The organism is Streptomyces sp. NPDC111606 (assembly GCF_055656945.1).
This window is the reverse complement of record NZ_JBVKBY010000001.1, coordinates 301,977-322,891: the sequence shown is the minus strand read 5'-3', so window position 1 is coordinate 322,891 and position 20,915 is coordinate 301,977. Positions and strand designations below refer to the sequence as shown.

The 20,915-nt window shown below is 69.7% G+C and carries 17 protein-coding genes and 1 tRNA gene; 10 read left to right on the top strand and 8 right to left on the bottom strand.

Features of this window, described 5'->3' with window-relative positions:
- Positions 1-1,770: a glycoside hydrolase family 35 protein gene (locus ACZ7M7_RS01495; RefSeq protein WP_472111709.1), complete on the bottom strand. Its 1,770-nt coding sequence runs from the start codon at positions 1,768-1,770 to the stop codon at positions 1-3.
- A gap of 88 nt (positions 1,771-1,858) precedes the next feature.
- On the opposite strand from ACZ7M7_RS01495, the gene ACZ7M7_RS01490 reads away from it, so the two are divergent.
- From ACZ7M7_RS01490 to ACZ7M7_RS01460, 7 genes are all read left to right on the top strand, one after another.
- A complete protein-coding gene (locus ACZ7M7_RS01490) occupies positions 1,859-2,746 on the top strand; it encodes a helix-turn-helix domain-containing protein (RefSeq protein ID WP_472111707.1) in 888 nt (295 codons plus the stop codon).
- Positions 2,747-2,770: 24 nt separating this feature from the next.
- A complete protein-coding gene (locus ACZ7M7_RS01485) occupies positions 2,771-3,124 on the top strand; it encodes a chorismate mutase (protein ID WP_383623764.1) in 354 nt (117 codons plus the stop codon).
- 373 nt (positions 3,125-3,497) lie between these two features.
- Positions 3,498-4,031, top strand: coding sequence for a response regulator (locus ACZ7M7_RS01480; protein WP_472111704.1), 534 nt, complete (start codon positions 3,498-3,500; stop codon positions 4,029-4,031).
- 56 nt (positions 4,032-4,087) lie between these two features.
- Positions 4,088-6,592 (top strand): aminopeptidase N, encoded by a 2,505-nt coding sequence (pepN, locus tag ACZ7M7_RS01475; RefSeq protein ID WP_472111701.1) that lies wholly within the window; start codon positions 4,088-4,090, stop codon positions 6,590-6,592.
- A 47-nt stretch (positions 6,593-6,639) separates the two neighbouring features.
- Positions 6,640-6,840 carry a hypothetical protein gene (locus ACZ7M7_RS01470; RefSeq protein ID WP_472111698.1) on the top strand — a complete coding sequence of 67 codons (201 nt, stop codon included), beginning with the start codon at positions 6,640-6,642 and terminating at the stop codon, positions 6,838-6,840.
- Positions 6,841-6,998: 158 nt separating this feature from the next.
- Positions 6,999-8,372: a pyridoxal phosphate-dependent decarboxylase family protein gene (locus ACZ7M7_RS01465; protein WP_472111695.1), complete on the top strand. Its 1,374-nt coding sequence runs from the start codon at positions 6,999-7,001 to the stop codon at positions 8,370-8,372.
- Positions 8,369-9,823, top strand: coding sequence for a lysine N(6)-hydroxylase/L-ornithine N(5)-oxygenase family protein (locus ACZ7M7_RS01460; RefSeq protein WP_383596828.1), 1,455 nt, complete (start codon positions 8,369-8,371; stop codon positions 9,821-9,823). Before ACZ7M7_RS01465 ends, ACZ7M7_RS01460 begins: the two co-directional genes overlap by 4 nt.
- Before the next feature lie 26 nt (positions 9,824-9,849).
- Here ACZ7M7_RS01460 and ACZ7M7_RS01455 read toward each other — a convergent pair whose 3' ends face one another.
- The gene (locus ACZ7M7_RS01455; RefSeq protein WP_472111692.1) at positions 9,850-11,655 is read right to left on the bottom strand and encodes a bifunctional metallophosphatase/5'-nucleotidase; all 1,806 of its coding nucleotides are present in this window, start codon (positions 11,653-11,655) and stop codon (positions 9,850-9,852) included.
- Between the two features lie 150 nt (positions 11,656-11,805).
- Here ACZ7M7_RS01455 and ACZ7M7_RS01450 point away from each other — a divergent pair, with 150 nt between their 5' ends.
- Together ACZ7M7_RS01450 and pyk are read left to right on the top strand one after the other, a co-directional pair.
- Positions 11,806-12,522 (top strand): SIMPL domain-containing protein, encoded by a 717-nt coding sequence (locus ACZ7M7_RS01450; RefSeq protein WP_383596833.1) that lies wholly within the window; start codon positions 11,806-11,808, stop codon positions 12,520-12,522.
- 143 nt (positions 12,523-12,665) lie between these two features.
- The gene (gene pyk / locus ACZ7M7_RS01445; protein WP_472111689.1) at positions 12,666-14,102 is read left to right on the top strand and encodes a pyruvate kinase; all 1,437 of its coding nucleotides are present in this window, start codon (positions 12,666-12,668) and stop codon (positions 14,100-14,102) included.
- Positions 14,103-14,200: 98 nt separating this feature from the next.
- On the opposite strand, the gene ACZ7M7_RS01440 is transcribed toward pyk, so the two are convergent.
- Positions 14,201-14,275: transfer RNA gene (locus ACZ7M7_RS01440), tRNA-Leu, on the bottom strand.
- Between the two features lie 102 nt (positions 14,276-14,377).
- On the opposite strand from ACZ7M7_RS01440, the gene ACZ7M7_RS01435 reads away from it, so the two are divergent.
- Positions 14,378-15,034 carry an ANTAR domain-containing response regulator gene (locus tag ACZ7M7_RS01435; RefSeq protein WP_269644518.1) on the top strand — a complete coding sequence of 219 codons (657 nt, stop codon included), beginning with the start codon at positions 14,378-14,380 and terminating at the stop codon, positions 15,032-15,034.
- Positions 15,035-15,110: 76 nt separating this feature from the next.
- Here the strand turns inward: ACZ7M7_RS01435 and ACZ7M7_RS01430 are convergent, their stop codons facing one another.
- The 5 genes from ACZ7M7_RS01430 to ACZ7M7_RS01410 form a co-directional block, all read right to left on the bottom strand.
- Positions 15,111-15,827 carry an ABC transporter ATP-binding protein gene (locus ACZ7M7_RS01430; RefSeq protein ID WP_453823265.1) on the bottom strand — a complete coding sequence of 239 codons (717 nt, stop codon included), beginning with the start codon at positions 15,825-15,827 and terminating at the stop codon, positions 15,111-15,113.
- The gene (locus ACZ7M7_RS01425; RefSeq protein WP_383596843.1) at positions 15,824-16,696 is read right to left on the bottom strand and encodes an ABC transporter ATP-binding protein; all 873 of its coding nucleotides are present in this window, start codon (positions 16,694-16,696) and stop codon (positions 15,824-15,826) included. Before ACZ7M7_RS01425 ends, ACZ7M7_RS01430 begins: the two co-directional genes overlap by 4 nt.
- A 5-nt stretch (positions 16,697-16,701) precedes the next feature.
- The gene (locus ACZ7M7_RS01420) at positions 16,702-18,513 is read right to left on the bottom strand and encodes a branched-chain amino acid ABC transporter permease (RefSeq protein WP_383597668.1); all 1,812 of its coding nucleotides are present in this window, start codon (positions 18,511-18,513) and stop codon (positions 16,702-16,704) included.
- A gap of 23 nt (positions 18,514-18,536) precedes the next feature.
- Complete coding sequence (locus ACZ7M7_RS01415) at positions 18,537-19,466, bottom strand: branched-chain amino acid ABC transporter permease (protein ID WP_383596845.1); 930 nt, start codon at positions 19,464-19,466, stop codon at positions 18,537-18,539.
- 114 nt (positions 19,467-19,580) lie between these two features.
- Positions 19,581-20,810 (bottom strand): branched-chain amino acid ABC transporter substrate-binding protein, encoded by a 1,230-nt coding sequence (locus ACZ7M7_RS01410; RefSeq protein ID WP_383623744.1) that lies wholly within the window; start codon positions 20,808-20,810, stop codon positions 19,581-19,583.
- Positions 20,811-20,915 lie beyond the last annotated feature (105 nt).

The window sequence follows — 20,915 nt, the reverse complement described above, 5'->3', positions numbered from 1 at the left end:
TCAGACGGCCCGGAGGACCGGGGCCTGCGCCTCGCCGGACCGGGCCGTCCCCTCGAGCTCCAGCAGCCACACGTCGTTGCCGCCCTCCCGCAGGACGGGCCCAGGGACGTACAGCGAGCACTGGGGGCCGGTGGACCAGTAACGGCCGAGGTTGAAGCCGTTGATCCACACGAACCCGCGGGTCCGGCCCGGCAGCTCCAGACGGGCGTCACCGGCGCCCCGCACCATGACGGTGCCCCGGTACAGCCCCGGGGCACCGTCCCCGGGCAGTTCCCGTGACGGCACCGCCCGGACCCTCCCGATCTCGTCCAGCGCCTCCATCCGCAGCCCACGCGCGCGTACGTCGTGCAGATACTGCCGCTCGTGCAGGACGCCCCCGGTGATTCCCTTGGGCTCGCCCAGCCGCGGCCCGTAGTTGACCCGCCCCAGGGACTCCACCCACAGCTCCACGCGCGCGTGCCCCGCGACAGGCTCCTCGAGGCAGGCGTCGTCCTCCGTGAGCACCCCGGCCCGCTCCCCGTCGACGTACACCACGGCGAGGTCCCGCAGCCCGCGCACCGTCAGCGGATACGGCTGCCGCGGCCCCGGCACCGTCACCTCGTAGCGCACCAGGCCCCGCTCGACGCCCAGTTCCTCGAAGGAGGGCGGGACAGGACCGGACGTCTCCGTGCCGCCCAGCGTCTCCAGCACGTCGCCCAGCGGCGCCCAGTCGGTCAGGACCGCCTCGGCCGGCGCACCCAACGGCGCGGGCGCGGGCGGGACTTCGGGCAGGGGGCCGTCGGCGTGCTCGGCGAGGATCTTCCGGAAGGCCCAGAACTTCTCCGTGGGGCGGCCGTACTCGTCGATGGGGGCGTCGTAGTCGTACGACGTCACATCGGGCTCCAGCGGACCGTCGTGCAGCGCGCCGCCACCCCGGTTGGCACCCGCCCAGCCGGCGAAGCTCGTGCCGCCGTGCGCCATGTACAGGTTCACCGACGCCCCGCACTCCAGGATCTCCCGCAGGGCAGCCGCCGCGTCCCCGGGGTCCCGTACGACGTGCTCGCCGCCCCAGTGGTCGAACCAGCCGCACCAGAACTCCATGCACATCAGCGGACCCTCGGGGCGGTGCCGGCGCAGCGTCTCGAACGCCGTGCGCGCGTGGGAGCCGAAGTTCACCGTCGCCAGGACCCCCGGGACCGAGCCGCCGGAGAGCATGTGGTCCTCGGGGCCGTCCGAGGTGAAGAGCGCAGCCGTGACGCCCTCGGTGCGCAGCAGGTCGGCCAGCCACCGCAAGTAGACCGCGTCGGAACCGTAACTGCCGTACTCGTTCTCGACCTGCACCATGATCACCGGGCCACCGCGATCGAGCTGCCGGGGCACGATCTCGGGCAGGAGGTGCCGGAACCAGTTCGCGACGTGTCCCAAGTAGCGCTCGTCACGGGTACGCGCGCGTGCGCCCGCCTCGGCCGTCAGCCAGTACGGCAGCCCGCCGTTCTCCCACTCGGCGCAGATGTACGGCCCCGGCCGGACGATCGCCCACAGCCCCGCCTCCCGGACCGCGTCCAGGAACCGGCCGAGCGCCTGCACGTCCCGATGCCGGCCCGGCTGCGGCTCGTGCAGGTTCCACGGCACGTACGTCTCCACGCAGTTGAGGCCCATCGCCCGCAGCATCGACAGCCGGTGCCCCCACTGTGCCTCGTGCACCCGGAAATAGTGCAGCGCGCCGGACAGCAGCCGCACCGGCCGCCCGTCCAGCAGGAAGTCTTCGTCCCCCACCGTGAACTCGCTCATGCGCCCACCCTCGCCTCTGGCGCAGGTCAGGGTCCATGGACAAAGATCAGCGCTGCTTGGACCGAAGGAGCGGACGGGAGGCACGCGGATGTATCACACCTGGATGCGTTTCTTCACGCCCGGCCCCGCCCACCACCGCCTCGGCCTCGCCTGCCTCGGCGTGGGTCTCCAGTACGGCGCCCTGCCGACCGTCGGACCGAGGGTCCTGGACCATCATGTCGCCGTCGTGATCAGTACCGGCAGCGGCTGGTACGCCGCCCCCGACGGCCGCCGTACGACCGTCACCGCGCCCGCGCTGCTGTGGCTGACCCCCGGCGTGCCGCACCACTACGCGCCCGACCCCGGCACCGGCTGGGACGAGGGCTTCGTCGACTTCACCGGGCTCGCCGCACCGACGTACACCGAACTCGGCTACATCGAACCCGGCCGGCCCGTCGTGCCGCTGTCCGACGCCGCCGGCCCACGTGCCGTCATCGGGCGCATCGCCCGCGCCGCCCGCCGCGACAACCCCCTGCTGGAGGTGGAGACCGGCGCCGCCGTCCACGAGCTCCTCGTCGCCCTGCGCCGCGCCCGCGCCGACCTCGCCCCCGACGGCGAACAGGTCCTCAAGGCCCTCGCCCGCGACGCGTGCCTGCCGCTGACGGTCGCCGACCACGCCGCCCGGCACGGCATGACCCTCGCCGAACTGCGCACCGCCGTGCGGCGCGGCGCCGGGTGCAGCCCCAAGGACTATCTGCTCGGCATCCGCCTGGGCCGCGCCAAGGAACTGCTCGCCGCCACCGAACTGCCCGTCGCCGCCGTCGCCCGCCGCGTCGGCTACGACGACCCCGCCTACTTCTCCCGCCTGTTCACCCGCCGCGTCGGCATGGCCCCGGTCCGCTTCCGCGCCCAGCAGGGCCGTACCGTCCCCGGCGGCTGGAGCAACCAGGTCCCCGACCCCGACGATCCACCCGTGATCGAACGAACGACCAACTGAGCGGGCCCCGTAGGCTGGGCGCCCATGACCAGCAACACGTCTTCCAGCGACGTCGACCCGGCCGTCGGTGAAGAGCTCGCCCGGCTGCGCGACAGCATCGACAACATCGACGCGGCCGTCGTCCACATGCTCGCCGAGCGCTTCAAGTGCACCCAGCAGGTCGGCCACCTCAAGGCCAAGCACCAGCTCCCGCCCGCCGACCCGGCCCGCGAGTCCCGCCAGATCGCCCGCCTGCGCACGCTCGCCGAGAACGCCAAGCTGGACCCGGCCTTCGCGGAGAAGTTCCTCAACTTCATCATCGCCGAGGTCATCAGGCACCACGAGAGCATCGCCGAGGACACCGTCAACGGCGCCGCGTCCGCGCCGAACCGCTCCTAGGTCGTGTCCGCAAAGTCCCGTCGTCCGCCCGGAGGGCGGGCCCCGCGGCGTCCGGTGCGTGCTCTCGGCGTGCCGGGCGGAGCCCTTTGTACTGGATGTACTCGGGGCTTCGCCCGGTGCGGCGGTGGGGCCCCTCCCGCTCGAGCGAAGCCGAGAGTGGGGGAGCGTGCCAGGCGTCGCGGGGCAGGCGGGACTTTGCGGACACGGCCTGGGCCCGGCCGGGACGACGGGATGCAGACAGACCCTCCCCGAGGGAGTGACACGGCGGCCCGGGAGGGGCATGCTGCGCTGTGCACCGCATGTCAGCTGACGCGCACTCCCCGTCAGCGCCCCGGACATACCCTGGATGTCCACGCGGGAGGGACGTCGGGCCATGCCGTCGGATGCCAAGATCCTCATTGTCGACGATCACGAGGACACGCTGTACGCGCTGGAGAGTGCCCTGGCCCCGCTGGGGTACCTGCTGGCCCGGGCCACCAGCGGTGACGAGGCGCTCAAGCAGGTGCTCCGCGGAAAGGTCGGCCTCCTCCTCCTGGACGTGCGCATGCCCGGCGTCAGCGGCCTGGACGTCGTGCGCTACATGCGGCGGGTGGAGCAGACCCAGCACATACCGGTCGTCCTCCTCACCGGCTTCGGTGCGGACCAGGAGCTGACCTCCACCGCCTTCCGGCTCGGCGTCGCCGACCTCGTGCTGAAGCCCATCGACCCCTGGGCGCTGCGCACCAAGGTCCGCTACCTGTACGACGCCCACGAGCGCCACCGCGCACTGGTGGCGGAGGTCCAGGAGTTACGCGCCCTGGTCAAGGGTCATGCCGAGGTCGAGGAACCCGGCCCGCGCCCGGCTCTGCCCCATCCGGACGCCCGCCTTCCGCCGCAGCGCGACACCCCGGCGGGGAACCGGACATAGCGTACGTAGTGATCCACCCCTGTGCCTTGTCAGCGGCATCAGGCAGCATGTCCTGCATGTCCGTACTGACGCGCGACGAAGCGCAGACCCGTGCCCAGCTTCTCGATGTCCACCGCTACACGATCGAACTCGATCTGACCACCGGGGACACGACCTTCGACTCGCGGACCGTCATCCGGTTCACCACGCGCGCCGACGCGGACACCTTCGTCGAGATCAAGCCTGCCGAGCTGCGCTCCGTCACGCTGGACGGACATCCCCTCGACCCGGAGACCCTGGACGACAACCGGCTGCCCCTGAAGAACCTCACCGCCGGTGAGCACGAACTGCGCGTCGACGCGGCCATGCGCTACTCCCGCACCGGCGAGGGCATGCACCGCTTCACCGACCCCACCGACGGCGAGAGCTACGTCTACACCCAGTTGGCGATGGACGACTGCAAGCTGGTCTTCCCTGCCTTCGACCAGCCCGACCTGAAGGCCGTCTTCGACCTCTCCATCACCGCTCCCGAAGGCTGGACCGTCCTCGCCAACGGCGTCACCGAGCACCTCGGCGCCGGCCGCTGGCAGGCCGCGACCACCCCGCCGATCTCCACCTACCTGGTCGCCGTCGCCGCCGGCCCCTGGCACTCGGTGCGCACCGAGCACCGCGGCCTGCCCTTCGGCCTGCACTGCCGCCGCTCCCTCGCCCCCTACCTGGACGTGGACACCGACGAGCTCTTCCAGGTCACCCGGCAGTGCTTCGACCGCTTCCACGAGAAGTTCGACGAGCCCTACCCCTTCGACTCCTACGACCAGGCGTTCGTCCCCGAGTTCAACGCCGGCGCCATGGAGAACCCCGGACTGGTCACCTTCCGCGACGAGTTCGTGTACCGCTCCGCCGTCACCGACACCGAGCGGCTGGTCCGCGCCATGGTCATCGCCCACGAGATGGCCCACATGTGGTTCGGCGACCTCGTCACCCTGCGCTGGTGGGACGACATCTGGCTGAACGAGTCCTTCGCCGAGTACATGGGCTACCAGATCTGCGCCGAAGCCACCCGCTTCACCGACACCTGGGTCGACTTCGGCATCGCCCGCAAGGCCTGGGGCTACGACGCCGACCAGCGCCCCTCCACCCACCCCGTGGCCCCCGAGGCCGTCGACGACACGGCCGCCGCCATGCTCAACTTCGACGGCATCTCCTACGCCAAGGGCGCCTCCGCGCTGCGTCAGCTCGTGGCCTGGCTCGGCGAGAAGGACTTCCTCACCGGGATCAACACCCACTTCGCCCGCCACAAGTTCGGCAACGCCACCCTCGCCGACTTCATCGACTCCCTGGCCTCCGCCACCGAGCGCGACGTCCACGCCTGGGCCGACTCCTGGCTGCGCACCACCGGCGTCGACACCCTCACCCCGGCCGTCACCCCCGGCGACAACGGCACCTACACCCTCACCGTCGATCACGCCGGCAGCCGCACGCACCGCCTCAGCGTCGGTCTGTACGACCAGGACCACGGCGACAACAGCGGCAACCTCACCCTGCGCGAACGCCTCGACCTCGACGTCCCGCAGAGCGCCCCGCAGCCCATCGGCAAGCGCCCGGCCCTGCTGCTGCTCAACGACGGCGACCTGACCTACGCCAAGGTCCGCTTCGACGCCGGGTCCTTCGAGACCGTCCGGGGCAGCCTCGCCGGCCTGCCCGACCCGCTCACCCGCGCGGTCGTGTGGAACGCCCTGCGTGACGCCGTCCGGGACGGCGAACTGGCCGCCGGCGCCTACCTGGAGGCCGCCCGCGCCCACCTGCCGCGCGAGACCGACCTCACCGTCGTCCAGGGCGTCCTCGCCTTCGCCGCCACCCAGGTCGCCGACCGCTACCTCACCCCTCAGGAGCGACCCGCCGCCCTGGCCACCCTCTCCGCCCTGTGCCGCGACCTCATCCGCCGCACCGAGGACGGCGACAACCCCGGCCTGCGCCTGATCGCCGTACGCCACTTCATCGACGTCGCCGCCCACCCCGACACCATCGCCGCCTGGCTCGCCGACGGCACCGTGCCGGGCGGACCCGAACTCGACCCCGAGCTGCGCTGGCGCGTCCTGGGCCGCCTCGCCGTCCTCGGCGCGGTCGACGAGGCCGCCATCGCCGCCGAACTGGGCCGCGACCCGAGCGCCACCGGCCAGGAGGGCGCCGCCCGCTGCCGCGCCGCGCTGCCGGACGAGGAGGCCAAGGCGAAGGCGTGGGACGCCATGTTCGCCGTCGACGGCGCCACCGCCTTGTCCAACTACCTCTTCACCGCCACCGCCCAGGGCTTCTGGCAGCCCGAACAGACCGACCTGCTGCGGCAGTACGTGCCGCGCTACTACAAGGACGCGGTCGCCGTCGCCGCCCGCCGTGGCCCCGCCATCGCGGACGCCGCCGGCCGCTACGCCTTCCCGGCGTACGCCGTCGACGCCGAGTCCCTGCGGCTGGGCGAGGAGTGCCTGCGTGACGGCGACCCGGTCCCGGCGCTGCGACGCCGGCTCGCCGACCACCTCGACGACCTGGCGCGGGCGTTGCGGGTGCGGGAGGGCCGGGAGGGCTAGGCCCTCGGCGTAGGGCGGCGCTGGTCCCCACGGCCCTGGAGCAACCCGTGATCGTGGTGACCGGCGCCACCGGCAACATCGGCCGTGCTCTCCTCGACGACGGCCACGAGGGCGCCGGCCACCGGTTCACGGGACCCGGGGCGATATCCAACGCCGGTCAGGTCGCGGCGATCGGACGGGCCGTAGGCCGCGACCTCCAGTTCGTCGAGGTGCCGCCGGACCCCAGGCGGGCCCCGAGCTGCCACTGAGGCGCCCCTTACTGCGCCGACTCGACGCGCCGCCTCCGACACGCGTTCCCCGTACGGAAATACCCCCTTTCGGGTTCCGATCATTGGGCTTTTCGGGCGTCATCGCGTATCCGCGTACAAGCTGGAAGTCCCTCATGTCCAGCGCCCGGGAGGCCACGATGAGCACGCTGCCGTCGCTCGCTTCAGGCCCGGAAGGTCCCCATGCCCTGCGGCCGTTGCTCGACACCGTGCTCGACGCGCTGGGCGAGGGCGCCCGCGCACGCCGGGGGCCACTGCCCTCGGGCGGCCCGGACGCGGTGGCCGGACGCATGCGGACCGCGGTAGGGGACGTCCTGCCGGACGAGGGCGACCCCAACGCCCTCCACACCCTCGTCCGGGCCCTCGCCGAATCCGCCGCCGACCCGGCGCACCCGCTGTGCACCGCCCACCTCCACTGCCCACCCCTCGCGCTCGCCACCGCCGCCGACCTGGCCGCGTCCACCCTCAACCCCTCCCTGGACTCCTGGGACCAGGCGCCGGGCGCATCGGAGCTGGAGGCGCTGGTGACGGAGGCGCTCGCGGGGGAGGTATTCGGCGCCGAGGCAGCGGCCACCGCCCTGATCACCACCGGCGGCACCGAATCCAACCAACTCGCCCTCCTGATCGACCGAGAGGCGCACGGCGCCGGAGTCAGGCTGGTGCACGGGGCGAACGCACATCACTCGCTGCCCCGTGCCGCTTGGCTGCTCGGACTGCCGGACCCCGTCGTCGTGCCCGCGCCCGCCGGTGTCCTCGACCCCGCCGCACTCGACGAGGCCCTCACCCAGCTGCCCGGCCCCCACCTGGTCGCGGCCACCGCGGGTACCACCGACGCCGGGCTCATCGACCCGCTCCCCGAGATCGCCGCCCTGTGCGCCGCCCACGGCGCCCGGCTGCATGTCGACGCCGCCTACGGCGGAGGCCTGCTGTTCAGCGACCGGTACCGCGAGCGGCTCGCCGGCCTCGACGCCGCCGACACCGTCACCCTCGATCTGCACAAGCTCGGCTGGCAGCCCGTCGCCGCGGGGCTCCTCGCCGTCCGTGACCCGGGCGGCCTCGCCGTGCTCCACCACCGCGCCGACTACCTCAACGCCGACGACGACATCGAGGCCGGTCTGCCGGACCTGCTCGGCCGGTCCCTGCGTACCAGCCGCCGACCCGACGTCCTCAAGATCGCCGTCACACTCAAGGCCCTCGGCCGCAACGGCCTCGGCCGGCTCGTCGAGCAAGTCTGCGCCAGAGCCCTGGAGTTCGCCCACCTCGTCCACGGTCACCCCGGGTTCGAGGTCTACGACCAGCCCACCATCAGCACGGTCCTGTTCCGGCCCGCACACGCCACCGACGACGCCGTCGCCGCCGTACGCCGAACGCTCCTCACCGACGGCCGCGCCGTCCTCGGCCGGGCCCGCACAGACGGTCGCCTGTGGCTGAAAGCGACCCTCCTCAATCCCCACACGCGCCCGGACGACCTGGCCGCCCTCCTGAAACTGGTGGAAGGAAACACCCCCGGATGACCCCGCAGACCAACCCCCCGGCCGACCGGCACCCCAACCCGCCGAGCCGGGACCCCGAGACCCCCCGTGACCTCGTCGGCATCGGTATCGGCCCCTTCAACCTCTCCCTCGCGGCCCTGGCCCACCCGCTCGCCGAACTCGACGCCGTCTTCTACGAACAGCGCACCGCGTTCGCCTGGCACCCGGGCCTCCTCATCGAAGGGTCCCGTATCCAGGTCCCGTTCCTCGCGGACCTGGTGACCCTCGCCGACCCCGCGAGCCCGTGGTCGTTCCTCAGCTATCTCAGGACCCGCGACCGGCTCTTCCCGTTCTACTTCGCCGAGCGCTTCCACATCCAGCGCGCCGAGTACGACGCCTACTGCCGCTGGGTCTGCGAGAACCTCCCCGGACTGCGCTTCGGCCATCAGGTCGACGCGGTCCGCTTCAACTCCGAACGCGATGTCTTCGAGGTCGACTTCACCCAGCTCGCCCCCGACGGAGAGGCCGAGGCGCTGGGCCGTACGTATGCGAAGAACATCGTCCTCGGCATCGGCACCGAACCGGATGTCCCCGACCCGCTCAGGCCCCTCGTCGAGGCGCCCGCCGTTCCGGTCATCCACGCCGCCGACTACCTCGAACACCGCGAGCGGCTCCTCGCCGCCGAGCACATCACCGTCATCGGCTCCGGGCAGTCCGGCGCCGAGATCTTCCTCGACCTGCTCCGGCGCCGCCCCACCGGGCGCGAGCGGATGCACTGGCTCGGCCGTACCGAGGCCTTCGCGCCCATGGAGTACTCCAAGCTCGGCCTGGAGCACTTCACCCCCGACTACACCCGCTATTTCCAGGCCCTCGGCGAACCGGTCCGCGACAAGCTCGTCGCCTCGCAGTGGCAGCTCCACAAGGGCATCGACGCCGACACCCTCGCCGCCATCCACGACGAGCTCTACCGCCGCACCCTGCACGGCGGCTGGCCCGACGCGGTCCTCACGCCGGGTGTGCAGGTCCGCACCGCGGGGCGGATCGCGACGACCAAGGTGGAGCTCCACCTGGAGCACGTCCACCAGAACACCCGCTCACGCCTGACCACCGACGCGGTCGTCCTCGCCACCGGCTACCGCGAGCGCCCCCTCACCCGCATCCTCGCCGGCCTCGACCCCTACATGCGTCTCGACAGCCGGGAACGCCCGCGCATCGACGACCAGTACCGCCTGGTCATGGACCCGTCCGTCACCGGCTCCGGCTGCAACGTCTACGTCCAGAACGCCGAGCGCCACACCCACGGCGTCGGCACCCCCGACCTCGGCCTCGCGGCCTGGCGCAGCGCCAGCATCCTCAACTCCGTCACCGGCAAGGAGACCTACCCGCTGCCGACCCGTACGTCGTTCACCACCTTCGGCCTCGAACAGCAGGAGCCCCGGATCCCGCGCGCGCGTCGGCCGAAGGCGCTGACACCGCTCCTGGACGGGATCTGAGGCTCCCCACCGCTTCGAGGCCGCGGCTAGAACACCGGCGTGCCGTTCCGCGTGAGCTTCCAGTCCACCGACGCGAAGTCCTTCGGGTCCAGCACGCCCTTCGCGGTCACCCACTCCGCGATCCGGGTGCGGATCTCCGTCGACTCCGACCACAGCTCCTGAGCCGACGCCACATGCGGGAACGCGCCGCCGCCGTTGGCCCGGTAGTTGTTCACCGCGAACACGAACTTCTGGGCGTCGTCCAGCGCGGCACCGTTGTAGGCCAGGTTCTTGATCCGCGAACCCGCCGCCTGCGCGACGTCGATGTCGTACGACAGCCCCGACACGTAGTCGTAGTTGTAGTCGGGGCGGTTGCCCGCGTTCGTGAGCTTGTCGACGTCGACGGCCGCGTCGGCGGCGGTCTGCACGAAGTACTCCGCCGAGTACTCCAGGTACGCCTTGATCTGCGCACCCGTCATCAGCTTCGCGACCAGCGTGTTGTCGTACACGTACAGGCTCGACAGGTCCCGGATGGTCACGTCGCCTGCCGGGATCTCCGAGGTGCGCGAGAACGGGGAGGCCTGCGCGATGACGGGCAGCGAGGCGTGCTCCGTGCCCGCCAGGGCCGCCTTGACGACGTCCTCCTGGACCTTGGTGATCAGGTCGATGATCGGGGCGTCCTTGTAGCGGGCGTCGACCGTCGTCAGCTTCTCGGTCGCCGAGCCGACGACCTGGTTGACGTACTCCACCACGATGTCGTGGTCGTCCTTCAGCAGCTTGGTGATCTTCGGGTCGTCGGCGACCGTCTTCGAGTCGCGCACCGTCGCCTTCACCGACTCGACCTTCCAGCAGCCCTTGTCGAGGACCAGCTCGAAGTCGAACAGCGACAGCCGCTGGGCGTAGCACAGCGGCTCGGACAGCACGACGGTCCTGCCGGTCTTCTCGTTCGTGACCAGCAGCTCCGCGATCTCCGTGTGCGCGTGCCCGACGAGGATCGCGTCGATGCCCGGCACCTGCTGGGCGACCAGCGCCGCCGAGTTCTCGATGTACGGCAACTGGTCACCGTACGACGACGTCCCCGACGAACCGGAGTGCGCCGACACGACCACCACGTCCGCACCCATCGAGCGCAGCTTCGGCACCCACTTCGCGGCCTGCTCCTCCAGACCCGGGAACACCATCTTGCCCTCGACGTACGCCTTGTCCCAGATCGCGATGCCGGGGTTGGTCAGACCGAGGACCGCGACCTTGACCGGCGGGGCGCCCGGCACCCGGAACTTCTTGATGAAGTACGGAGGGAAGGCGGGCTTCAGCGTCTTCGCGTCCAGCGCGTTCGCACCCAGCAGCGGGAAGTGGCACTGGTCCTCGAACTTGCGCAGCGTCTCGATGCCGTAGTTGAACTCGTGGTTGCCGAGGGCCACCGCGTCGTACCCGATGGCGTTCATCGCCGCCGCCATCGGGTGGATCGGACCGCCCTTGGCGGTGATCGGGTCGACCTTGGCGTAGTAGTACGTCAGCGGGGTGCCCTGGATAGTGTCGCCCGCGTCGATGAGCAGCGTGTTGCGGCGGCCCTTCTCCTCGCGGACCTGGTTCACCAGCGTCGAGACCCGGGACAGGCCCTTCGCGTTGCCCTTGGCGTCGGAGTACTCCGCGTCCTTGAAGTAGTCCCAGTTGAAGATGTTGCCGTGCAGGTCGGTCGTGCCCATCACCGTCAGCGCGTACCGCTTCTTCGGCCGGGACCCCGTCGCCGGCTGTGCGGCCTGCGCCGCCGGGGCACTCACCGCACCGGCCACCGCCACCCCCGCTCCGGTCACGGCGGACTTCGTCAGGAACTTACGGCGGTTCAACGGCATGAGTGCTTCTCCCGGGCGAATGGTCAACAACGCGCGTAGATTCTGACCTGCCCATGGCGAGTTGCAACAGACCCCGCACGTTTCGATCTGGTGACCGAAGCGGTGAACCGTCGGGCTCCCAGCCGGCCAAGCGATGACAGAGTGGGACGTATGACCGCCCCCTCAGGAGAACTTCAGCCCGCCGTCCCCTACGGCACCCCCGAAGCCCCCCGTATCGCCGTCCGCGGTGAGGCCCACCTCGAGGTCGACCCCGAGATCGCCCGCATCGGCGTCACCGTGGCCTCCCGCGGCAAGGACCGCCGCGCAGCCCTGGACGACCTCACCCGCCGCAACGCAGGCGTCCTCGACCTCATCAAGACCTACGGCGACGCGGTGGAGCGCCTGGAGACCGGCGCCTTCTCCATCAGCCCCGAACTGAAGGACAAGGGCCGCGGCGAACGCATCCACGCCTACCACGGCCGCGTCCACATCACGGCCGAACTCACGGACTTCACGGCGCTCGGCGAACTCACCACACGCCTCGCCGACTTGGAGCTCACCCGCGTGGACGGCCCCTGGTGGGCCCTGCGCCCCGACTCGCCGGCCCACCGGGAAGCGCGGCAGCAGGCGGTACGGGAGGCCGTGCAGCGCGCGCGGGAGTACGCGGAGGCGCTGGGGACCTCCCTGGCGGCGCTGGTGGAACTCGCCGACATCGGAGCGGAGAACGCCCCGCCGGCCTACCCGCAGACCCGCGGTGGCCGTATGCGCTCCATGGCCTACGCCGCCGAAGAGGAGTCCGCCGCCGCCCCCCTCGACCTCGAACCCCAGCGTCAGCACGTCCACGCCGAGGTCAATGCGCGATTCACGATGGCGCCGCCGCACCTGTGAATAGCCCTTTAGGGGTGCTTCGAACGCTCATCGGAGCACCCCGGTGCACAATTCAACACTTGTCAATAGCCCTTCACGCAAAGGTTGTTGAGTAGTCATGCGGCACCAATTCACTACCCGCCGGTAAGTCATAGAGTCGAAACATGCGCCGAGCGAAAATCGTCTGCACCCTGGGCCCCGCCACCGACTCGTACGACCAGATAAAGGCACTGGTCGACGCCGGAATGGACGTCGCCCGATTCAACCTCAGCCACGGCAGCCACGCCGATCACGAGGAGCGCTACCAGCGCGTGCGGAAGGCCTCCGACGAGACCGGCCGCAGCGTCGGCGTTCTCGCCGACCTTCAAGGCCCGAAGATCCGCCTCGGCCGCTTCACCGAAGGACCCGTACTCCTTGAACGCGGGGACACCTTCACCATCACCGTCGAGGAGGGCGCCGAGGGCGACCGCCAGCAGTGCGGCACCACCTACTCCGGGCTCGCCGCCGACGTCACCCCCGGCGAACGCATCCTCGTCGACGACGGCAAGGTGTGCCTGGAGGTAACTGCCGTCGACGGCCCGCGCGTGAACACCACCGTCGTCGAAGGCGGCATGGTCTCCGACCACAAGGGCCTGAACCTCCCGGGTGTCGCCGTGTCCGTCCCCGCCCTCTCCGAGAAGGACGAGGCGGACCTGCGCTGGGCCCTGCGCACCGGCTTCGACGTCATCGCGCTCTCCTTCGTCCGCTCCGGACGGGACATCGAGGACGTCCACCGCATCATGGACGAGGAGGGCCGCCGCCTCCCGGTGATCGCCAAGGTGGAGAAGCCGCAGGCGGTCGAGGCGATCGACGACATCGTGGCCGCCTTCGACGGCATCATGGTCGCCCGCGGTGACCTGGGCGTGGAGATGCCGCTGGAGCAGGTCCCGATCGTCCAGAAGCGCGCGGTCAAGCTGGCCAAGCGCAACGCCAAGCCGGTCATCGTCGCCACCCAGATGCTCGACTCGATGATCGACAACTCCCGCCCGACCCGCGCCGAGGCCAGCGACGTGGCCAACGCCGTCATCGACGGCACGGACGCGGTGATGCTGTCCGGCGAGACCAGTGTCGGCAAGTACCCGATCGAGACGGTCCGGACGATGGCGAAGATCGTCGAGGCGGCCGAGGAGGACATCCTCGCCAAGGGCCTGCCGCCCCTGACCGAACGCAACAAGCCCCGCACCCAGGGCGGCGCGGTGGCCCGTGCCGCCGCCGAGATCGGCGACTTCCTGGGCGCGAAGTTCCTGGTTGCCTTCACCCAGTCCGGCGACACGGCCCGCCGCCTGTCCCGCTACCGCTCGCCGATCCCGCTGCTGGCCTTCACGCCCGAGCCGGCCACGCGTTCCCAGCTGAATCTGACGTGGGGTGTGGAGACCTTCCTCGGTCCGCACGTGGACTCCACGGACGCGATGGTCGACCAGGTCGACGAACTCCTCCTGAAATACGGCCGCTGCGAGAAGGGCGACACCGTCGTCATCACGGCCGGATCGCCGCCCGGAGTTTCCGGTTCGACGAACATGGTGCGCGTCCACCGCATCGGCGAGGACGACGCTCCGAAGTAATGAAAGAAGCGGTAAAAAACCGAGGGCCCCTCGTCGAGAGGGGCCCTTTGCATTGGTCTTGGAATTCCCAGAGGGTGACCTTGGAATCGCAGGAAAAGTGCCCCGGGTCGGACTCGAACCGACACTGTACGGGTTTTGAATCCGTTGCCTGCTGCCAATTGGGCTACCGGGGCTCGAAGAATCCAAGGTTGTCCCCGACCCTCCGCGCGTCCACCATACCGTAGCTAGGTAGGCTCTTGGGAGCAGCACCCCTGCCCCTGAACGAGGAGCCCCCCGTGACCGCCCCCGAGTCGCCCCAGCCCGTAGACGCGCCCGACGACGACAAGTCGCACGTGCCTCCGCTGACGACCCGTGTCGTCATTGCCGAGGACGAGGCGCTGATCCGGCTCGATCTCAAAGAGATGCTCGAAGAAGAGGGGTACACCGTCGTCGGTGAGGCCGGAGACGGTGAGCAGGCCGTCGAACTGGCCCGTGAGCACAGGCCCGACCTCGTCATCCTCGATGTGAAGATGCCGAAGCTGGACGGCATTTCGGCGGCCGAGAAGATCGCCGAGGAGAGCATCGCTCCGGTGCTGATGCTGACCGCGTTCTCGCAGCGCGACCTCGTCGAGCGGGCCCGGGACGCCGGTGCCATGGCGTACCTGGTCAAGCCGTTCAGCAAGAGCGACGTCGTACCGGCGATCGAGATGGCCGTATCGCGGTTCACCGAGCTGAAGGAGCTGGAGAAGGAGGTCGCCGACCTCACCCTGCGCCTGGAGACACGCAAGCTGGTGGACCGGGCGAAGTCCGTCCTCCAGACCGAGTACGGGCTGACCGAGCCCGCCGCGTTCCGGTGGATCCAGAAGACCTCCATGGACCGCCGGATGTCGATGCAGCAGGTCGCCGAGGCCGTCATCCAGGACGCCGACGAGAAGAAGGCCGCCAAGGGCTGACGTACCGAAGCAGCAAAGAGTGAGGCCCGTGCCCCTGACCGGGGGGCACGGGCCTCAACTCATGTGAGCCTGGCGATCAGTCCTCGCCCAGGTACGCCTTGCGCACCGACTCGTCGTGCAGCAGGTCCTGTCCGCTGCCGGAGAGGACGATCTTGCCGACCTCCATGACGTGGCCGTGGTCGGCCAGGGAGAGCGCGGCCTGGGCGTTCTGCTCGATGAGCAGGATGGTGGTGCCCTGGGACTTGAGCTCCTGGATGGTCGCCATGATCTTCTGCATCATGATGGGGGAGAGGCCCATGGAAGGCTCGTCCAGCATGAGCAGCTTCGGCCGGGACATCAGCGCCCGTCCCATGGCGAGCATCTGCTGCTCACCGCCGGAGAGGGTGCCCGCTGCCTGCTTGCGGCGCTCTCCGAGGATGGGGAACAGGTCGTAGGCGCGCTTGATGTCCTTCTCGATGGCCTCCTTGTCGGTGCGCAGGAACGCGCCGAGACGGAGGTTGTCCTCGATCGTCATGCGGGGGAAGATGTGCCGCCCCTCGGGGGAGTGGGCGAGCCCCAGCGCGACGACCTTGTGGGCGGGGATCTTCTTCAGCGACTTGCCGTCGAACTTGATCTCGCCGGACAGCGGCTGGAGCAGACCCGACAGCGTGCGCAGGGTCGTGGTCTTGCCGGCGCCGTTGGTGCCGATGAGGGTGACGACCTCGCCCGCTTCCACCTTGAACGAGATGCCCTTGACGGCCTCGATCTTGCCGTAGGCGACCCTGAGGTCCTCGACCTCGAGCAGTGCGGTCACTTGTCGTCCCCTTCCGTGGTGCTCTGCGCGTCAGCCTCCGCAGCCTCGACTTCGGCGGCCTCCGCCGCGCCCGGCGCACCCTCGAAGGGCGTGCCGAGGTAGGCGGCGATGACGCGCTCGTCGGCCTGGACGACCTCCGCGGGGCCCTCGACGATCTTCTCGCCCTGGACCAGCACGGCGACCCGGTCACACAGGTTCATGATGAACCGGATGTCGTGCTCGATGACGAGGACGGCGATGCCCTGGTCCCGGATGGCGAAGATCAGCTCTTCGGCCGCCCGGGTCTCCTGCGGGTTCATACCGGCGGTGGGCTCGTCGAGGAGGAGCAGACCGGGCTCGCTCGCCAGCGCCCGGGCGATCTCCAGCTTGCGCTGCTCGCCGTAGGGCAGGTTGCGGGCGAGGTGGTCGGCCTTGGCGGCGAGACCGGTGAACTCCAGGAGTTCCATGGCCCGGTCCCGGGACGCGTCCTCGGCCTTCTTGAAGCCGGGCAGCCGCAACAGGGCCGACCAGAGGCCTTCCTTGGTGCGGGTGTGCCGTCCGACCAGCACGTTCTCCAGAACGGTCATGTTGGCGAAGAGCCGGATGTTCTGGAACGTACGGGCGATGCCGGCCTGGGTGACCAGGTGCGGCTTGGGCGGCAGGACGGTGCCCTTGTAGGCGACCTTGCCCTCGGTCGGGATGTACAGGCCGGTGAGGCAGTTGAAGAAGGTCGTCTTACCGGCGCCGTTGGGGCCGATGAGGCCGACGATCTCGCCACTGTTGACGGTGAGGTTCACGTCGCGCACGGCGGTCAGACCGCCGAAGCGCATCGTGACACCGGTGGCGTCGAGCACCGTCGTGCTGGTGGGTGCGGTCGTGGTGGTGGTCATGGCGGTCACGCCCCTGCCTTCGCGACGCCGGTCGCGCCTTCGGGCAATGGCTTGTCCTCCGGTACGTCGAGCTGTCCGGTCTCGTGGAATTCGAGCTGCTTCCTGCGGTCGGCGACCAGGCCCTCGGGGCGGAAGCGCATCAGCAGCATCAGCGCGATGCCGAAGAGCAGCAGCTGGTACTCCGCCATGAACTGCAGCTTGGCCGGGATCAGGTAGAGCAGCGCGGCGCCGATCAGCGGGCCGCTGATGGTGCCCATGCCGCCGAGGATGACGGCGGCGAGCAGGAAGGCGGAGTTCGGCGGCACAGGACCGGCGAACTCGTACTGCTCGGGGGTGACGCTGTAGGACACGTGTGCCTGGACGGTGCCCGCGAGGCCGGCGAGGGAGGCGCCGAGTGCGAAGGCGAGGAGCTTGAGGCGGAAGCCGTTGATGCCCATCGCGGTGGCGGCGGTCTCGTCCTCGCGGATGGCGACCCAGGCGCGGCCGATGCGGGACTCCGCCGAGCGGCGGAACACCATCACGACGATCGCCGTGAACAGCAGCATCAGCAGGTAGTAGTTGGCCGAGCGGGTCAACTCGTGTCCGAGGACGTCGTGTGGCACTCCTAGGTTGAACCCGAAGATCTCCAGGTCGGGGATCTGCGGGATGCCGTTGGAGCCGTTGGTGACGTCCGGGCCGCTGTTGCCGTTCAGGTTGTTCATGGTGATGCGGAAGATCTCACCGAAGCCGAGCGTCACGATGGCGAGGTAGTCGCCGCGCAGTCGCAGGGTCGGGGCACCGATCACGACGCCGAAGATCAGCGAGGCGGCGGCGCCGGTGAGAACGGCGGCCCAGAAGGGGAACTTCACACCGATCGTCGACGCCGGGGAGCCGGAGACCAGGGCGGCGGCGTAGGCGCCGACGCCGAGGAAGGCGACGTAACCGAGGTCGAGCAGGCCGGCGAGGCCGACGACGACGTTGAGGCCCAGGGCGACCGTGGCGAAGATCAGGATGTTCGCGCCGATGAGGGCGAACTGGTCGTTGGACTGGGTGAAGGGGAAGCAGATCGCCGCCACGAACGCCGCCGTGAGGGTGACGTTGCGGTGCTTGGCGGTCAGAGCCGACAGCCGCTTCAGGAGACCGGCGCGGGTGACGGCGGTGAAGCCGAACGCCGCGACGATCAGGAAGCCGACGAACAGCTCGGAGTACTCGGTGCCGATGCCGTACGCGAACACGTACAGGCCGAGGCCGAAGCCCACCGCGATGATCAGGATCTCCACCCAGGAGGGCAGTTCCTTGGCCCGGCCCGGTTCGGGGGCGGTGAGCGAGTGACGGATCCGGCCCCACAGGTTCGGGGTCGGTTCGCCCGCGCCGTAGGGCTGGTCGACCGGGAGGCCGAGGGCGCCGATCACGGCGACGAGCGCGCCGATGCCGGAGACCCAGGCGCCGGGCTCCAGGTTGACGAGGCCGCCGAGTTCCTGGGTGATCGCGCCGATGGCGTAACCCGTGGTGCCGAACACGCCGAGGGCGGCGAGCAGGACGGGGCTGTTCTTGCCGCCGGGGGTGAGCCAGCCCAGGCCCTTGATGCCGTAGCCGGAGAGGGCGAACAGCAGGGTGAGCAGGGAGCCGAAGAGGGTGAGGACCTGAAGGCCGCCCGGGTAGCCGGTGACGGTCAGGTTGCCCGGGAAGTCATCGGTCCAGGTCCAGGCGAGGAACGTGCCTATGAGGGCGAAGGCGGAGCCGGCGACGGTCAGTCCACGTGCCGCGGCCTGCGGCAGCGGGATGATCGGAGTGGCCTCCGCGGTGGACACCTTGACGGTGTCGGTGGTCTTGTCCATGGGGATATCGGTGGTCATGGGTATCACGCCCGATCCGCGACGCGTTCGCCGAGCAGGCCCTGTGGCCTGAACAGCAGGACGAGGATGAGCAGCGCGAACGCCCATACGTCCTTCCAAGCGCCGCCGCCGAAGAGGTCCATGCCGGGGATGTCACCGATGTAGCCGGTGGCCAGGGACTCGGCGACGCCGAGCACAATGCCGCCGAGCATGGCGCCGTAGATGTTGCCGATGCCGCCGAGCACGGCAGCGGTGAAGGCCTTGAGACCCATCAGGAAGCCCATTTGGAAGCCGACCTGACCGTTCTTCAGGCCGTAGGCGACCGCGGCGACGGCCGCGAACCCGGCACCGATGGCGAACGCCATGACGATGATGCGGTCGGTGTTGATGCCCATCAGCTTCGCTGTGTCGGGGTCCTGGGCGGTGGCCTGCATGCCGCGGCCGGAGCGCGTCTTGGTGACGAAGAGGCCGAGGGCCAGCATGCACAGCGGGGCGGCGATCAGGACGAAGAGGTCACCTCGCTGGATGTTGGCACCCAGGATGTCGATGGGGTCGCCGTGGAACTGCGGGAAGGGCTGATCCTTCTTCGCGTCCGGGTACCACATCCACACGGCCTGCTGGAGGACGATGGACAGGCCGATGGCGGTGATGAGGGGTGCCAGGCGTGGCGCGGTGCGCAGTGGCCGGTAGGCGAAGCGTTCCGCCGCCGTGCCGACGGCGACCGATACGAGGACGCCGCCGATGATCATGAGGGGGACTGCTGCCCCGAGGCCGAAGCCCTCGGGGAGTACCAACCAGACGGTGAGGGCCCCGAAGCCCCCGACCATGAAGATCTCGCCGTGGGCGAAGTTGATGAGCTGGACGATGCCGTAGACCATCGTGTAGCCGATCGCGATGAGTCCGTACATCGCGCCGAGGATGAGTCCATTGGCCAGCTGTTGCGGCAGTTCGTTCACCGCAGGGCCTCCGTGGAGTGGTTCGGATATGGCGCCGCGCGGGAGCGCTGATGGGCGATCCCGCGCGGCCTGGATCAATGTGTGTTTGTGGAGTGTTCTTTACTCGTCCTCTGCTCAGCCCAGCTTGGGCTCGCCGCTGAACTCGGGCGCCCACGCGTTGCTCTTGACCTTGTACGCGGTCATCGTGTGGTTCGTGGTGTCACCGAACTCGTCGAAGGAGATGGTGCCGGTGACGCCGTCGAACTTGACCTTCGCCATGGCGTCCAGGACAGCCTTGCGGCCGTCGGACGGGACCTTGCCGTCGTTGCCCTCGACCGCCAGCTTGACGGCCTCGATGATCGCCCAGGTGGCGTCGTAGGTGAGGCCGCCGTAGGCCTCGTAGTCGTCCTCGTAGCCCGCCGCCTCGTAGTCCTTGATGAACGTCTTGGCGGAGTCGAGCTGCTCGACCGGCTTGCCCACGGAGGTGGCGAGGTCGCCCTCGGCCTTCTTGTTGAGCTTCGGGAACTCACCGGAGTAGATGCCGTCGCCGCCCATGAGCGGGATGTTCTGGCCGCTGTCCTTGAGCTGCTGGCTCAGCGGACCGGCGGCCGGGTACTCGCCGCCGTAGTACAGGGCTTCGGCGCCGGTCTTCTTGATCTTGGCGACCACGGCGTTGAAGTCACGGTCTTCGGGGTTGATGTGGTCGGTGCCGACGATCTGGCCACCGGACTTGGTGAAGTTCGCCTTGAAGGAGGCGGCCAGGCCCGCGCCGTAGGTCTTCTGGTCGTCGATCAGGTAGACCTTCTTGATCTTCGCCTGGTTGTACAGGTAGTCGGCGGCGAAGGCGCCCTGGATCTCGTCCGTGGTGGCCGTACGGAAGAACGTCTTGAACTGGCGGACCGAGTCACCGGTCTTCCAGCCGTCGCCCTGGGTCAGCTCCGTACCCGTGTTGGCGGGGGAGACCTGGGTCAGGCCGGCGTCGTTGAGCGGCTTCTGCATCTGCTGCGAGACGCTGGAGTTCAGCGGGCCGACGACACCCAGGACGTCCTTGTTGCTGATGAACTTCTGGGCGTTCTGCTGGCCGACGGACGGCTGCGCCTGGTCGTCGAGGGCTTCGATCTTGAACTCGACGCCCTTGACGTACTCCTTCTTGTTGGCCGTCTTGGCGGCGAGGTCGGCGGAGTTCTTGATGCCGAGGCCGAGCGCAGACAGATCGCCGGTCGTCGGAGCGTCGACACCGATCACCACAGTGGTCTTGTCGCCGTTGCTGCTGCCGCCGTCGTCGTCACGCGACCCACAAGCCGTGAGTGTCAGCGATCCCGCCGCGAGCGCGGCCGTTATGGCAATGATCGAACGTTGACGCACGAATCAGGTCCTTTCCCTGGCACGGCGGCCCCCCATGGAACTCGCCGAGTCGAGCGCTGGGTCGAAGTGAGTTCGAATCCGATGGCGCCGTGACTGGCCGTGACT